The following is a 15,567-nucleotide window of genomic DNA, read 5'->3' on the forward strand; positions in this document are numbered from 1 at the left end:
GCGGGCGGTTTCGTGCGCGCGGCCGCGCAGGCGGGCGTCAGGCCTGGTGGACGTCGCTGTGCGCGTCCGGGCGGGCGGCCTTGTTGGCCTCCCAGCCCGCCCAGGCCGAGACGACCATCTCGCGGACGTCGTGCCGGGCCTTCCAGCCCAGCTCACCGGTGATCTTGTCGGCCGAGGCCACGACCTTCGCCGGGTCGCCGGGACGGCGCGGGCTGATCACCGGGGCGTAGTCGTGCCCGGTGTTCTCGTTCAGCAGCGCGACCATCTCCGCGACGGAGACGCCCTCGCCGCGGCCGATGTTGACGGTGAGGTCCTTGTAGTCCCCGGCCGCGGCCCACTCGGCGAGCTTGCGGGCGGCCGCCACGTGGGCCTCCGCCAGATCCTCGACGTGGATGTAGTCGCGGATACAGGTGCCGTCCGGGGTCGGGTAGTCGTCGCCGAAGATCTTGGCGCCCTGGCCGGCGTCGTACCGCTCGAAGACCATCGGGACCAGGTTGAACACGCCGGTGTCGGCGAGCTCGGGGGTGGCCGCGCCCGCCACGTTGAAGTAGCGCAGGCAGGCCGTGGAGATGCCGTGGGCCTTGCCCGCGGCGCGGATCAGCCACTCGCCGGCCAGCTTGGTCTCGCCGTACGGGCTCAGCGGCGCGCACGGGGTGTCCTCGGTGACCAGGTCCACGTCGGGCATGCCGTAGACGGAGGCGGAGGAGGAGAACAGGACGTTGCGCACGCCCGCGGCGGCGACGGCCTGGAGCAGGACGGTCAGGCCCTGCACGTTCTCGTGGTAGTAGTACAGCGGCTTCTCGACGGACTCTCCGACCTGCTTCTTGCCCGCGAGGTGCACCACACCCGTGATCTTGTGCTCGGCGATGGTCTTGTCGAGGATCAGCCGGTCCAGGACCGAGCCGACCACCAGCGGTACGCCCTCCGGGACACGGTTCTCGTTGCCCGTGGAGAGGTCGTCGAGGACGACCACCTTCTCCCCGGCGAGCAGCATCGCCCGGACGACGTGCGCGCCGATGTATCCGGCGCCACCGGTGATCAGAAACGTCATGTGTATCTCCCTGGTCCTGTCCGATTTCGGTGTGCAGAGCTCGGCGTACCGCGTACCGCGCCTGCCGTGGAACGAGCGGTCGCCCTTCAGCCCGCCCCGTGGCCTGCCCGGGCCCGGTGGAGGCGGTTGCGTACGAGGTACAGCGCGCCCTCGGCGCCGGGCGCGAGGCGCAGCGCGAGCGCGCCGGCCCCCGTGCGGTAGGGCTGCGCCAGCAGCACACCGTACCGGCTGCTGGGCAGGGCCCGGCGGCGGAGCAGCCGGCCCCGGGGGCGCAACGAGGTGAACACGGAGGTGCCGTCGGCGCACTGCACGCCCACCTCCACGTTCCACGCCTGCATCCGGCGCAGCCCCCGGCGGCGGCCGGTGGCGGCCACGTCGGCCAGGCGGAACGGCAGCAGCGCGACCCAGCCGCCCTGCGGGTCGGGGCGCAGCTCCACGGGCTGGGCGAGGACCGGCTCGCCGCCCGCGCGGGGCAGGAAGCGCAGCTGCGCGGTCCGCGGGCCGGCCTCGGCGAGGCGTCCGTACAGGTCGTGGAGGCGGATCCGGACGGATCCGCGGCCGGCCGGCTCGGCGTCGACGGTGACGGGCAGCCGGTCCGTCGGCAGCCCGGCCAGGCCGTCCAGCTCCACCGGGAGCTCCTCGCTCCACACCGGCGTCCCGTCGGCGGCGGCCGCGTACGGGGGCAGCAGGCGCGGCGGCTCGGCGGCCAGCCGGGTGAGCCGCTCGGTATCGGACGGCGGGCTCGCAGTGGCGCGCAGCACCCGTACGATCCAGCGGGCGTGGGGCGCGGCGGCCTCGATGTCGGCTTCGGCGAAGGTGTCGAGGTACTCGCGGGTCAGGGCCCACCAGGCGGCCTGGTACTCGGCGTCCCGGCCGAGCTCGCGCAGGTACATGCGCAGGTCGTACTCGAGGAACTTCACCTGGCAGGCGCCGCCCAGCACCGGGGAGGCCGCCGCGAGGGTGCGGGAGGCCGTGCGGTGGGCCTCGATGCGCGAGCGCCAGTTGGAGACGTCCCCCCGGTCCAGGGAGATCGACACCTGGGCGGCGGAGCGGCGCACGTGCCACACGTAGACGAGGTCGCCGATGACGGCGATGCGCGGGGCGGCGGCCAGCACCCGGGAGGTGAAGACGAAGTCCTCGTAGACGAACCGGCCGTCGGGGAAGCGCAGTCCGTGCTCCTCCAGGAAGGCCCGCTCGTACAGCTTGTTGACGCAGAGGGTGTCCCGGACCAGCTCCGGACGGTCGGCGGGCCGCTCGATGACGTCGCCCGGGGTGTAGAGGCCCGGCATCCACGGCACGTCGTGCCCCAGCGGCAGCTCGCGCCGTACGGCGGCGCCGACGGTGACCGGGGCGCGGTGCTCCACGGCGGCGCGCACCAGCGCCTCGGCCGCGCCCGCCGGAAGGACGTCGTCGCTGTCGAGGAAGAGGACGTACGGGGCGCTCGCGACGGCCATCCCGTCGTTGCGCGGGGTGCCGCACCCTCCGCTGTTCTCCGTGCGGTGCACGACCTTCAGGCGGGGGTGTGCGGCGGCCAGCTCGTCCAGCACCCGCGCGGTGCCGTCGGACGAAGCGTCGTTCACGGCGATGACCTCGGCGACCACCGGGCCCTGGGCGAGGGCCGAGGAGACGGCCTCGCCCACGAGCCCGGCGTCGTTGTACGCGATCACCACGACGGAAACGGTGGGGAGGTTGGTGCTGTTCACCTGGTGGATCCTAGGCGACCCGTGTAAAGACGCCTTCAAAGCCGCCGGGTGGCCCTTGGGGAAAGGGGACGGGAACGGCCGGAATCAGAACGGCCGGAACTCGTCGTACTCCTTCTGCGCCGAGTCCCCGCGCTTGGCTTCCTTCTCCTTGCGGCGCGTGGTGGCCGGGCGCGGAGCCTCCAGTCGGTGGTCCTCGCCGCGGCGGCCCAGCATCTCGGCGCCGGCCATCATGGTCGGCTCCCAGTCGAAGACGACGGAGTTCTCGTCGGAGCCGATGGCCACGCCGTCGCCGGCGCGGGCGCCGGCCTTCTTGAGCGCGTCCTCGACGCCGAGGCGGTTGAGGCGGTCCGCGAGGTAGCCCACGGCCTCGTCGTTGTTGAAGTCGGTCTGGCGGACCCAGCGCTCGGGCTTCTCGCCGCGCACCAGGTAGACGTCCTCGGCCTCGTCGTAGGTGACGGTGAAGCCGGCGTCGTCCACGGCCTTCGGGCGGATGACGATGCGGGTCGCCTCCTCCTTCGGCTTGCGGGCGCGGGCCTTGGCGATGACCTCGGCGAGGAAGTAGGAGAGCTCCTTGAGGCCCGTACGGGCGACCGCGGAGACCTCGAAGACCTTGTAGCCGCGCGCCTCCAGGTCCGGGCGGACCATGTCGGCGAGCACCTGGCCGTCCGGGATGTCGACCTTGTTGAGGACGACGAGGCGCGGACGCTTCTCCAGGCCGCCGCCGTAGAGCTTGAGCTCCTCCTCGATGAGGTCGAGGTCGGCGATCGGGTCGCGGTCGGACTCCAGCGTGGCGGTGTCCAGGACGTGCACGAGCACCGAGCAGCGCTCGACGTGGCGCAGGAACTCCAGGCCCAGGCCGCGCCCCTGGCTGGCGCCGGGGATCAGGCCCGGAACGTCGGCGATCGTGTAGACGGTCGAGCCGGCCGTGACGACGCCCAGGTTCGGGACGAGGGTGGTGAACGGGTAGTCCGCGATCTTCGGCTTGGCCGAGGAGAGCACCGAGATCAGCGAGGACTTTCCGGCGCTCGGGAAGCCGACCAGCGCCACGTCGGCGACGGTCTTGAGCTCCAGGACGATGTCGGCGGTGGTGCCGGGGACACCGAGGAGCGCGAAGCCGGGCGCCTTGCGGCGGGCCGAGGAGAGCGCCGCGTTGCCGAGGCCGCCGCGGCCGCCCTCACCGGCGACGTAGGTGGTGCCCTGGCCGACGAGGTCGGCGAGGACGTTGCCCTCCTTGTCGAGGACGACGGTGCCGTCCGGCACGGGCAGGACCAGGTCCTGCCCGTCCTTGCCCGAGCGGTTGTCGCCGGCACCGGGCTGGCCGTTGGTGGCCTTGCGGTGGGGGCTGTGGTGGTAGTCCAGCAGGGTGGTGATCGCCTGCTCCACGACCAGGATCACATCGCCGCCACGGCCGCCGTTGCCGCCGTCGGGGCCGCCGAGCGGCTTGAACTTCTCCCGGTGAACGGAGGCGCAGCCGTGGCCCCCGTTACCCGCGGCGACGTGCAGCTCGACGCGGTCCACGAAGGTGGTCATGGGTGTTCCTCCAGATACAGCGGGAATAGTCCGGAAAATCCGGTGGTAGGCCTTGCTGCCCATGAGACGTGTCTATGTGACAACGCGCCGAGGGCGGACCTCTCTTCCCGGCTTGCGCCGGAAGGAGCTGAGATCCGCCCTCGGGAAGTTACGAACGCTCGATCAGCCGAGGCTGGATCAGGCGGCCGGAACGATGTTGACGACCTTGCGGCCACGGTGCGTGCCGAACTGCACGGCACCGGCCTGCAGCGCGAACAGCGTGTCGTCGCCGCCACGGCCGACGCCCGCGCCCGGGTGGAAGTGGGTGCCGCGCTGGCGGACGAGGATCTCGCCGGCGGAGACGACCTGACCGCCGAAGCGCTTCACGCCGAGCCGCTGGGCATTGGAGTCGCGCCCGTTCCGGGTGGACGATGCGCCCTTCTTGTGTGCCATGTCTCAGTCCCTCTTACTTCGCAGCCGCGGGGATACCGGTGACCTTGATCGCCGTGTACTGCTGGCGGTGACCCTGGCGACGGCGGTAGCCGGTCTTGTTCTTGTAGCGCAGGATGTCGATCTTGGCGCCCTTGTGGTGGTCCACGACCTCGGCCGTGACCTTGATGCCGGCCAGGACCCACGGGTCGCTGGTCACGGCTTCGCCGTCGACAACGAGCAGGGTCGAGAGCTCGACCGTGTCGCCAACCTTGGCAGTGGAAATCTTGTCAACCTCAACGATGTCGCCGACAGCAACCTTGTGCTGGCGACCACCGCTGCGCACGATGGCGTACACGCGGATCTCTCTCTCACTCGGGACGGATGCTCCTGAAGCCAGCCGCTCAGTCGGGACCCCGTCTTGCGACAGGACCGCACTGATCCGGATTGGACGAGCGGCCTCTCCCGCACGACGCTTGCGCGTACGGACCGGGAGGAAGGTGCTCAGGAGCGCGGCGCACGCTGCACGGATTCGTACAGGACACGCCGACGGTCTAGGTTACGGGGCCGGTTCCAGGGGGTCAAACCGGGTCCCGCACGGCCGTGGGCCCCGCCTCGCGGCGGGGCCCACGGTCACGTGACGGATCAGGCTTCGGTCGGAGCCGAGACGGACGGCAGCGTCTGCTGCTCGGCCGCCGCGGTCTTCTTCGTCGCCCGCTTCGTCGCGGTCTTCTTGGTCGTGGCCGTCTTCTTGACCGCGGTCTTCTTGGCGGCCACCGCCTTCTTGGCCGGGGCCTTCTTCGCCGCGGCCGCCTTCTTGGCCGGAGCCTTGCGGGCGGCCTTCTTCGCCGGCGCGGGCTCCTCGGCGGGCACGGCTTCCTCGACCGGCGCCGTCGGCTCGGTCACCGGGGCCTCGACGACCAGTACGGCGGCCTCGGCGGCGCCCGCCGGGGAACCGGCCGGCGCGGTGGCCTTGCGGGTGGCACGGCGGCGCGGACGGGCCGGCGCGGCCTCGGCCACGGGGGCCTCGGCGACGGCCTCGGGCTCGGCCGCCACTGCGACCGGCTCCGGCTCGGGCTCCACGACCGGCTCGGGCTCCGCCACGACGACCGGCTCCGGGGCCTCCTCGGCCGCGGGGGCCGGGGCACCCGCCGGGGCGGTGGCCTTGCGGGTCGCGCGGCGACGGGTACGGCCCTTCGGCGCGGCCTCCTCGACGGGGGCCTCCTCGACCGTCTCCGCGGCCTCCACGGCCTCGGCGGCCGGCTCCAGGACCGTGTCGGCCGGCTCGGTGACCGGCTCGTCCTCGACGACGGGCGCCGCGGCCGGGGCTTCCGCCCGGACCGGGGCCTGCGCCGGGGCCGCCGCACCGCGCGGGGCGCCCGCCGGGGCGGTCGCCTTGCGGGTGGCACGGCGACGGTTGCGACGGCCGCTCAGACCCGCGGCGGCCTCCGCCTCGGCCGGGCTGCTGTACAGCTCCTCGTCCGCGACGAACTCCGGCTCGGGCAGGGCGCGCGGCGCCGCGACCTCGGCGGCCAGCTCCTCGACGGTCTCGAACTCCGCCTCGACCGTCTCGACCTCGTGGTCGTGCTGGTCGAAGTCGGCCTTGCCGCCGCGCCGCTTCGAGCGCTTGCCGTTGCCGCCGCCGATCGCGGTCGGCGTCTCCATGTGCACGATGACGCCGCGGCCGTTGCAGTGGACGCAGGTCTCGGAGAAGGACTCCAGCAGACCCTGGCCCACCCGCTTGCGGGTCATCTGGACCAGGCCCAGCGAGGTGACCTCGGCCACCTGGTGCTTGGTGCGGTCGCGGCCCAGGCACTCCAGCATGCGCCGCAGGACCAGGTCGCGGTTGGACTCCAGGACCATGTCGATGAAGTCGATGACGACGATGCCGCCCAGGTCGCGCAGCCGCAGCTGGCGCACGATCTCCTCGGCCGCCTCCAGGTTGTTCCTGGTGACGGTCTCCTCGAGGTTGCCGCCCTGACCGGTGAACTTGCCGGTGTTGACGTCGATGACGATCATCGCCTCGGTCTTGTCGATCACAAGCGAGCCGCCCGAGGGCAGCCACACCTTGCGGTCGAGCGCCTTGGCGAGCTGCTCGTCGATCCGGTACGTCGCGAAGACGTCGACCTCGGAGGTCCAGCGCGACAGCCGGTCGGCCAGGTCCGGGGCCACGTGGTTCACGTAGCCGTGGATGGTCTCCCAGGCGCCGTCACCGCTGACGATGACCTTCGAGAAGTCCTCGTTGAAGATGTCGCGCACGACGCGGACGGTCATGTCCGGCTCGCCGTACAGCAGGCTCGGCGAAGAGGTCGAGATCTGCTTCGACTTCTTCTGGATGTCCTCCCACTGGGCCTGCAGGCGCTCGACGTCGCGGCGCAGCTCGTCCTCGCTCGCCCCCTCGGCGGCGGTGCGCACGATGACGCCCGCGTCCTCGGGGACGATCTTCTTGAGGATGGTCTTCAGGCGCGCGCGCTCGGTGTCGGGCAGCTTGCGGCTGATGCCGGTCATCGAGCCCTCGGGCACGTAGACCAGGTAGCGGCCGGGCAGCGAGACCTGGCTGGTCAGGCGGGCGCCCTTGTGGCCGATCGGGTCCTTGGTGACCTGCACCAGGACCGACTGGCCGGACTTGAGGGCGGACTCGATGCGGCGCGGCCCGTTGGCCATGCCGAGCGCCTCGAAGTTGACCTCACCGGCGTACAGGACCGCGTTGCGGCCCTTGCCGATGTCGATGAAGGCGGCCTCCATGGACGGCAGCACGTTCTGGACCTTGCCCAGGTAGACGTTGCCGACGTACGAGGTGGCCTCTTCCTTGTTGACGTAGTGCTCGACGAGCACGTTGTCCTCGAGGACGCCGATCTGCGTGCGGTCGCCGTTCTGGCGGACGACCATGACGCGCTCGACGGCCTCGCGGCGGGCCAGGAACTCGGCCTCGGTGATGATCGGGACGCGGCGGCGGCCCTGCTCGCGGCCCTCGCGGCGGCGCTGCTTCTTCGCCTCCAGGCGGGTCGAGCCCTTGATGGACTGGACCTCGTCGGAGGAGGTGGACTCGCTGCGCTCGCGCGCCGGGCGCGGCTCGCGGACCTTGACGACGGTGCGTACGCCGTCCTCCTCGCCCGCGGCGGACTCGGCCGTGACGTCAGCGGGCTCCCCGCTGCGGCGACGGCGACGGCGGCGACGGCGGCTGGAGCTGGAGCCCAGGGCCTCGTTCTCCTCGCCCTCGTCCTCGTCGCCCTCGTCCTCGTCGGTCTCCTGCTCGGCGGCCGGGACTCCGGTCTCCTCCTCGGCTGCCTCGTCGAGCTCGGCGGCCTCACCGCGGCGACGGCGGCGGCCACCACGGCGACGGCGGCGGGAGGGGCGCTCGCCCGACTCGTCGCCCTCTTCGAAGTCGGCGGACTCGTCCTCGAGCTCGGCGGCCTCGGCCTCGGGCTCCTCCTCGGCGAGCACCTCGGGCAGCGACACCGGGGCGCTCTCGGCGGCGGCGCCGCGGCCACGGCGACGGCGGCGGCCGGCCGGCTGCGGGGCGGGGGTCTCGACGACCTCCGTCTCGACCTCGGCCTCGACCTCGGCGTCGAGCTCGGCCTCCTCCTCCGCTTCCTCGGCCCGTACGGCGGCGGCAGCGGCCGCGGCGGCCATGGCGGCGGTCTCGGGGGTCTGGAACATCGGCTCGGCGAACACCGGGGCCTGGAACACGGCGACGGCGGGACGCGCGGCGCGGCGGGCACGGGCCGGGGCGGCGGGCGCCTCGGGCTCGGCGGCGGGCTGCGGCGCGGCGGCCGGAGCGGCCGCGGCGGCGGAGCGGGTGGCGCGGCGGCGGCCGCCGCGCTTCGGGGAGTCCACGGCGTCGGCGACGGTCACGGCGCGGGTGGCGGCCTTGGGGGCCTCCTCCACGGCGGCGGGAGCCTCGTCCGCGACGGGGGCCTCGGCCGGAGCGGCCGGGGCGGTGACGGCGCGGGTGGCACGGCGGCGGGCCCGCGGGGCGGGAGCGGCGGGCTCCTCCTCGGCGACGGCCGGAGCGGCCGGGGCCTCGGCCACGGGGGCCTCCACGACCTCGGCGGCCTCGGCGGCCGGAGCGGCCGGGGCGGTCACGGCGCGGGTGGCACGGCGGCGGGTACGGGCGGGGGCGGCGGCCGGAGCGGGCTCCTCCACAGGGGCGGCCGGGGCCTCGGCCACGGCGGCCGGGGTCTCGGGGGCGGCCACGGCGCGGGTCGCACGGCGGCGGGCACGCGGGGCGGGAGCGGCCGGGGCCTCCTCCTCCACCACGGGCGCGGCCTCGGCGGCCGGAGCCTCCGGGGCGGCGACGGCGCGGGTGGCGCGGCGCCGGGCCCGCGGGGCGGGAGCGGCGGGCTCCTCCTCGGCGACGGCCGGAGCGGCCGGGGCCTCGGCCACGGCGGCCGGGGTCTCGGGAGCGGCCACGGCGCGGGTCGCACGGCGGCGGGTACGGGCGGGGGCGGCGGCCGGAGCGGCCTCCTCCACGGGGGCGGCCGGGGCGGCCTCGGTCACCGGGGTCGTCTCCGCGGCGGTGGCGCCGGGCGGGCCGGCGGGCCGGGACGCGGCGCGGCGACGCCTGCGCGGGGGCAGGTTGTCGCTCGGGCTGGTGGTGTCGGTGGTGTCGTTTTCGTTGTTGGGCATTGCGGGCGGTTCTCCCGTCACGCTCCCGGGCGCCGCGGCTGACTTCCGGTCCGGCACGGCTCCGCGCGATGAGCGCGGAACCGGCCTCCGGGGCGCGTTCGCCACACGGGAGCTGTAGTCCATGGCCGCCGGTTCCGTACGTGTTGTCCGTACGGCCTGGCGGAAGTCTTCAGGTCTGTGCGCGGCCCGACCCAGGTGGCTCCCGAGTGCCAGGGCTGCGCGACGACGACGATCCCTACGCGGCGGGACCTTCCGGCGCCTTCGCGTCGGCGGTCACGGCGACCGTGGGTGGGGCGGCCGTGTCTGCCTCGCGGTCGGGCGCGAGCGGGTCGGTCACCGTGCCGGACTCCTCGTCGAAGAGCCCCTGCGCCAGCCTGGTCACCGCAGAGGGGACCGGCGGCGCCAGGTCGGCCACAGCTCGGAGACCGGACAGGACGTCGTCGGGTCGCACGGCAGGTGTCAGATGCCGAACAACCAGGCGCAGTATCGCACAGGCATTGTCCAGGGGCCTATCAGCCGGGGCAGGAAGCGCCTCGAGGCTGACTACAGCGCCGCGCGTGTCGAAGGTCCGCATGCCGTTCTTGGTCCGTCGCTGCACCTCCACGGTCTCGGCGGCGAGGAACGCCGTCACGGCCCGCTCGGCCTCCGCGGGCTCCACGCCGTCGAGGCGCAGCTCCCACACGGAGGCGGTCAGCCGGTCGGCGAGGCCCGAGGTGCGGGCCTCCACGGCGTCGATGATGTCGAGCCCGGTGGGCATCGACTCGTCGAGCAGCTCTCGGAGCTTCTCGGGGTCTCGGGGCGCGGCGAGGGCGATCTCCAGGTACTCCGCCTCACTGCCGGTCCCGGTCGGGGCGGCGTTCGCGTACGAGACACGGGGGTGCGGGGTGAAGCCGGCCGAGTACGCCATCGGCACCTCGGCGCGGCGCAGGGCCCGCTCGAAGGCTCGCTGGAAGTCGCGGTGGCTGGTGAACCGGAGGCGGCCGCGCTTGGTGTAGCGCAGTCGAATGCGCTGCACCACCGGTGCGGGAGGCGGGCCTTCGGGCTGTCGCTTGCCCAGTGGTTCTTCTCCTTGTGCGGGGCTCCGCGTCTCGCGCGTCGCCCTGAGCGTCTGGGGGCCTGCGGGCCGCGCCCTGCCTCCGGCTCACACCTGCGGTTTGTGCAGGGAGACGTCGGGAGCGGGCGTGTTGCCTGCGGCTGTCGTACTACCCAGAGTACGCGCCCGTGACCTCGCCGGTTCCCGGGGAGGAGTACCGAAGAGCGCCTGCCGCACCCCGGCCCGCGCGTCCCGGACGGCGCTGCGGGCGGTGTGCCACACCTCACCCGCCGCGCTGCGGGAGGTGCGCCATGCCACGCGCGCCGCGGCGCGGGAGGCCCGCCACACCTCGCGGACCAGATGTCCGACGGGCGTGGCCACCTGCCGGTGGACCCATGCCGCGGGGCGGGCGACGCAGCCGCGCCAGAGCCATACGAGCCCGCGCCCCAGGGCGCGGCTGACCCGGCCGGCGAGCCGCCAGGTGGCGGCGGCGAAGTGGCCGAGCGGCGTCAGGACGTACCGGTACAGGCCCCGGGCCAGCCGGCCGGCGGCGCGGGCGAGCGGGGCCAGCAGGTACCGGTGGGTGCCGGTGGCGGCCGGGACGACCGCGTACCGCCACAGCGCCGCCCACGGCCAGACGAACAGGGCCGCGAAGGTGCGCGGCGCGAGCCACGCCAGTGCGTGTCCGGCCGGGGTGAGGACGTACCGGTAGAGCCCGCCCACCAGCCAGGCGGCGGCCCGGGCCGGCGGCACGAGCAGGTAGCGCCACACCGCGGACGCGGTCCATGCGGCGGCCGCGCCCGACGGCTTGAGCAGATACCGCCACACCGCGGACACGGTCCATGCGGCGGCCGCGCCCGACGGCTTGAGCAGATACCGCCACACCGCGGCGAGGGTCCAGAGCACGGCCGCACCCGACGGCTTCAGCAGGCACCGCCAGACCGCGGACACGGTCCATGCGGCGGCCGCGCCCGACGGCTTGAGCAGATACCGCCACACCGCGGCGAGGGTCCAGAGCACGGCCGCGCCCGACGGCTTCAGCAGGTACCGGACCAGGGCCAGGACCACCCGTTCGAACCCTTTCCCCGCCGGCCTCAGCAGGTACCGGTACAGCGCGGCGCAGCCGGGGACGAGCGCGTACCGCCACAGCGCCGCCCACGGCCAGTAGAGGACGGCGAGCGCGGCCCACTTCAGCACCAGCCCGGTCCCCCGCGCCAGCAGGGCGAGCGCGGACCCGGCCGGCGCCAGCACGTACCGCAGCAGCCAGGCGCAGGCGCGGCCGGCCAGGTCGCCGGCCGGGCGCAGGGCGCGCCGGTGCACGGCGCGCGCCCCGAGGACGAGCAGGTCCCAGACCACCCTCACGGGCAGCACGATCACCACGGCCAGGATCCGCACCGGGATCCGGACCAGCGCGTACACGCACCCCTGCCCGGCGGGTGGGGGCTCGTGTCTGCCGTGCTTCTCCAGGTCCATGCCCTTGACGACGCAGGACGGGCCACGGCCGTTGCACGCGGACCGGCCGCCCCGACGAGAACGCGCCCCCCGCCGGGAACGGCGGGGGGCGCGTTGCGGGGCCTCGATCAGCCCTGGATCACTTCACGACCGACAGCGGGAGCAGCTTCTTGCCCGTCGGGCCGATCTGGATGCTGGTGTCCATCTGCGGGCAGACGCCGCAGTCGAAGCACGGGGTCCAGCGGCAGTCCTCGACCTCGGTCTCGTCGAGGGCGTCCTGCCAGTCCTCCCAGAGCCAGTCCTTGTCGAGACCGGAGTCCAGGTGGTCCCAGGGCAGGACCTCCTCGTAGGTGCGCTCGCGGGTCGTGTACCAGGCCACGTCCACACCGTAGGCGGGCAGCGCCTTCTCGGCCGCCTCCATCCAGCGGTCGTACGAGAAGTACTCGCGCCAGCCGTCGAAGCGGCCGCCCGACTCGTACACGGCGCGGATGACGTCGCCGATGCGGCGGTCGCCGCGGGAGAGCAGGCCCTCGACGATGCCCGGCTTGCCGTCGTGGTAGCGGAAGCCGATGGAGCGGCCGTACTTCTTGTCGCCGCGGATCTTGTCGCGGAGCTTGCCCAGGCGGGCGTCCGTCTCCTCGGCCGACAGCTGCGGAGCCCACTGGAACGGGGTGTGCGGCTTCGGCACGAACCCGCCGATGGACACCGTGCAGCGGATGTCGTTCTGGCCGGAGACCTCGCGGCCCTTGGCGATGACGTTGACCGCCATGTCGCCGATCTGGAGCACGTCCTCGTCGGTCTCGGTGGGCAGGCCGCACATGAAGTACAGCTTCACCTGGCGCCAGCCGTTGCCGTACGCCGTGGAGACCGTGCGGATCAGGTCCTCCTCCGAGACCATCTTGTTGATGACCTTGCGCATGCGCTCGGAGCCGCCCTCGGGGGCGAAGGTCAGGCCGGAGCGGCGCCCGTTGCGGGTCAGCTCGTTGGCCAGGTCCACGTTGAAGGCGTCCACGCGGGTCGACGGCAGGGACAGGCCCACCTTGTCGTCCGTGTAGCGGTCCGCGAGGCCCTTGGCGATGTCGGCGATCTCGGTGTGGTCCGCCGAGGAGAGGGAGAGCAGGCCGACCTCTTCGAAGCCGGTCGCCTTGAGGCCCTTCTCCACCATTTCGCCGATGCCGGTGATGCTTCGCTCCCGCACGGGGCGCGTGATCATGCCGGCCTGGCAGAAACGGCAGCCGCGGGTGCAGCCGCGGAAGATCTCCACGGACATGCGCTCGTGGACGGTCTCGGCGAGCGGGACCAGGGGCTGCTTGGGGTACGGCCACTCGTCGAGGTCCATGACCGTGTGCTTGGACACCCGCCACGGCACGCCGGAGCGGTTGGGCACGACACGGCCGATGCGGCCGTCCGGCAGGTACTCGACGTCGTAGAAGCCCGGCACGTAGACGTTGCCGGTCTTCGCCAGGCGCAGCAGGACCTCCTCGCGTCCGCCCGGCCGCCCCTCGGCCTTCCAGGTGCGGATGATCTCGGTCATGTCGAGGACGGCCTGCTCGCCGTCGCCGATGACGGCGCAGTCGATGAACTCCGCGATCGGCTCGGGGTTGAAGGCCGCGTGGCCGCCCGCGAGGACGATCGGGTGGTCGACCGTGCGGTTCCTGGCCTCGAGCGGGATGCCCGCGAGGTCCAGGGCCGTGAGCATGTTCGTGTAGCCCAGCTCCGTGGAGAAGGACAGGCCGAACACGTCGAAGGCCGATACGGGGCGGTGGCTGTCGACCGTGAACTGGGGCACCTGGTGCTCGCGCATCAGTGCCTCGAGGTCGGGCCACACGCTGTAGGTGCGCTCCGCGAGCACGCCCTCGCGCTCGTTGAGCACCTCGTACAGGATCATGACGCCCTGGTTGGGCAGCCCGACCTCGTACGCGTCCGGGTACATGAGAGCCCAGCGGACGTCGCAGCTCTCCCACTCCTTGACCGTGGAGTTGAGCTCACCGCCGACGTACTGGATGGGCTTCTGCACGTGCGGAAGCAGAGCCTCAAGCTGAGGGAAGACCGACTCGGTCATCACGCGACTTTCGTGAAGCGGGCAGGGGGCAGCTCTCAAGCGTACCTCTAGGCTCGGCCGCCCCCAGCCACATGATCATCCCAGGGCCGCGCGCAGCCCCGGCTCGGAGGTCTTGGCCCAGACGTCCGGAAGCTCCCGTTCGCGCCGCTCGGCCAGGGCTTCCTCGCGGGCGTAGAGCACGCCCCAGGTGAAGGAGGGTTCGCCGGCGCCCGCCGCCTGGACGCCGAGGCCGCGCAGGGCCTCGCGGGCGACCACGCTGTCCTGGTGGTCTCCGAGCAGGGTCTGGACCCTCTTCACGGCCTTGCCCAGGCGTTTCGCGGGCTTGCCGACGGCGGGTGTGGCCGCCTCCGCCGCGTAGCGGGCGCGCTTGGCCGCCTTGCGGGCCTCGTGCAGGGCCACGTCGCGTTCCCCGCCCGCTTCCATGGCCAGCGCTCCCTCGACCCGGCCGGCGAGGCGCTCGTAGTCGCGCAGCACCGCCGTGGGCAGGACGCGTTCGGCCCGCCCGCCGGCGGCTTTGCGCAGCGGCGGCTCGGCCAGCAGGGCGTCGAGGGAGTCCAGCAGGGCGAGGTGGCGGGCGCTGTCGAGCACGGCCAGCGCCCGGCGGCGGGATCCGGAGCGGCGGGAGTTGTTCCACGTCCGCAGCCGGCCGCGGACCGGGCCGATCAGCAGGGTGCGCGGCAGCTCGTCCAGGTGGCCCTGGATCCGGTCGAGCAGGACCTCCTGGTCGCGGTCGACGCCGAGCTCCGCGGCGAGGAAGCGCAGTTCCTCGCCGATCGGGTCGGTGACGGCCCGGTCCAGCACCTTGCGGTACGTCTTGAAGGCGCTGCGCAGGCGGCGGGTGGCGACCCGCATCTGGTGGACGGAGTCCGGCAGGCCGCGCCGTACGGCGGGGTCCAGGGTGACCAGGGCGTCGCGCTGTTCGCGCAGGTACGCGAGCACGTACGCGCCCGCCGTGCCGTCACCGGGATCCGCCGCGGGCCGTGCGGCGGCGGGCTCGGCCTCGGCACCGGTCCCGGCCCCGGCCCCGGCCTCGGCCCCCGGCTCGGCTTCGGTCTCGGTCAGGGCCCGGGCGAGTTTCGAGGGGGCGTCGGAGACACGGAGCCCGGCCTTGCGGAAGGCCTTCTCGACCGCGTCGAGCAGCCGGGGGTCGATCCCGTCGGCGAGTTCCACCTCGACCTCGGTCCAGCCGGCGGTGGCCTCGCCGCGCTCCGCCCGGACCGTGTCGGTGCTCAGCTCCGCGAGGAGGGCTCCGTCGGCGTCGAGGAGGTGGCTGACCCTGCGCGAGGAGACCAGCCTGACCTGCGGCTCCAGCCCGGCCCCGCGCACCCGGGAGCGCAGCAGGGCGGCCAGCTGGACCGGGACGGTGTCGCTGAGCGCGGCCGCGATCTCGTCGCGCACGCCCGGGGAGACGGGCAGCTTGAGGTGCCAGCCCGCGTCGGCGCCACCGGTTCTGCGCCGCAGGGTGAGGCCGTCGGCGGCGAGCCGGTGGTCCGGGGTGTCGTAGTAGACGGCGTCCAGGTCGACGGTGCCCTGGTCGGAGACGGCCGCGATCGCGGCCGTGCCCGTCAGGTCCGGCACTCCGCGCCGGGCCGCCGACGCCTTAGTGAACTCGAATTTCCGCTCGATCTCGCGCTTCGTGTCCGCCATAGACCGAACTTAGTCCTGAACGGACGGCGACGGCAGGGTGAACGGGGGATCA

The 15,567-nt window shown here is 73.6% G+C and carries 10 protein-coding genes; all 10 read right to left on the minus strand.

Translation table 11 applies throughout. The annotated features are described in order from the left end of the window. Nucleotides 1-37 precede the first annotated feature (37 nt). On the minus strand, nt 38-1,051 hold the full coding sequence (gene galE / locus ACTVZO_RS15110) for a UDP-glucose 4-epimerase GalE (RefSeq protein ID WP_443298880.1): 1,014 nt from the start codon (nt 1,049-1,051) through the stop codon (nt 38-40). A gap of 86 nt (nt 1,052-1,137) precedes the next feature. Continuing rightward, the gene (locus ACTVZO_RS15115; RefSeq protein ID WP_443298881.1) at nt 1,138-2,754 is read right to left on the minus strand and encodes a glycosyltransferase family 2 protein; all 1,617 of its coding nucleotides are present in this window, start codon (nt 2,752-2,754) and stop codon (nt 1,138-1,140) included. Nucleotides 2,755-2,838: 84 nt separating this feature from the next. Next, nucleotides 2,839-4,284 (minus strand): GTPase ObgE, encoded by a 1,446-nt coding sequence (gene obgE / locus ACTVZO_RS15120; protein ID WP_443298882.1) that lies wholly within the window; start codon nt 4,282-4,284, stop codon nt 2,839-2,841. Between the two features lie 177 nt (nt 4,285-4,461). After that, a complete protein-coding gene (rpmA, locus tag ACTVZO_RS15125) occupies nt 4,462-4,716 on the minus strand; it encodes a 50S ribosomal protein L27 (protein ID WP_008738950.1) in 255 nt (84 codons plus the stop codon). A gap of 13 nt (nt 4,717-4,729) precedes the next feature. After that, a complete protein-coding gene (gene rplU, locus ACTVZO_RS15130; RefSeq protein WP_030013082.1) occupies nt 4,730-5,050 on the minus strand; it encodes a 50S ribosomal protein L21 in 321 nt (106 codons plus the stop codon). Nucleotides 5,051-5,337: 287 nt separating this feature from the next. Continuing rightward, a complete protein-coding gene (locus ACTVZO_RS15135) occupies nt 5,338-9,321 on the minus strand; it encodes an Rne/Rng family ribonuclease (RefSeq protein ID WP_443298883.1) in 3,984 nt (1,327 codons plus the stop codon). Nucleotides 9,322-9,556: 235 nt separating this feature from the next. Further along, the gene (locus ACTVZO_RS15140) at nt 9,557-10,336 is read right to left on the minus strand and encodes a TIGR03936 family radical SAM-associated protein (RefSeq protein ID WP_443298884.1); all 780 of its coding nucleotides are present in this window, start codon (nt 10,334-10,336) and stop codon (nt 9,557-9,559) included. 126 nt (nt 10,337-10,462) lie between these two features. Next, complete coding sequence (locus ACTVZO_RS15145) at nt 10,463-11,827, minus strand: hypothetical protein (RefSeq protein ID WP_443298885.1); 1,365 nt, start codon at nt 11,825-11,827, stop codon at nt 10,463-10,465. Between the two features lie 118 nt (nt 11,828-11,945). After that, nucleotides 11,946-13,871 (minus strand): TIGR03960 family B12-binding radical SAM protein, encoded by a 1,926-nt coding sequence (locus ACTVZO_RS15150; RefSeq protein WP_443298886.1) that lies wholly within the window; start codon nt 13,869-13,871, stop codon nt 11,946-11,948. 72 nt (nt 13,872-13,943) lie between these two features. Continuing rightward, on the minus strand, nt 13,944-15,515 hold the full coding sequence (locus tag ACTVZO_RS15155) for a CYTH and CHAD domain-containing protein (protein WP_443298887.1): 1,572 nt from the start codon (nt 15,513-15,515) through the stop codon (nt 13,944-13,946). Nucleotides 15,516-15,567 lie beyond the last annotated feature (52 nt).

The sequence above is a fragment of the Streptomyces sp. IBSNAI002 genome, assembly GCF_052244475.1.
GTDB lineage: Bacteria > Actinomycetota > Actinomycetes > Streptomycetales > Streptomycetaceae > Streptomyces.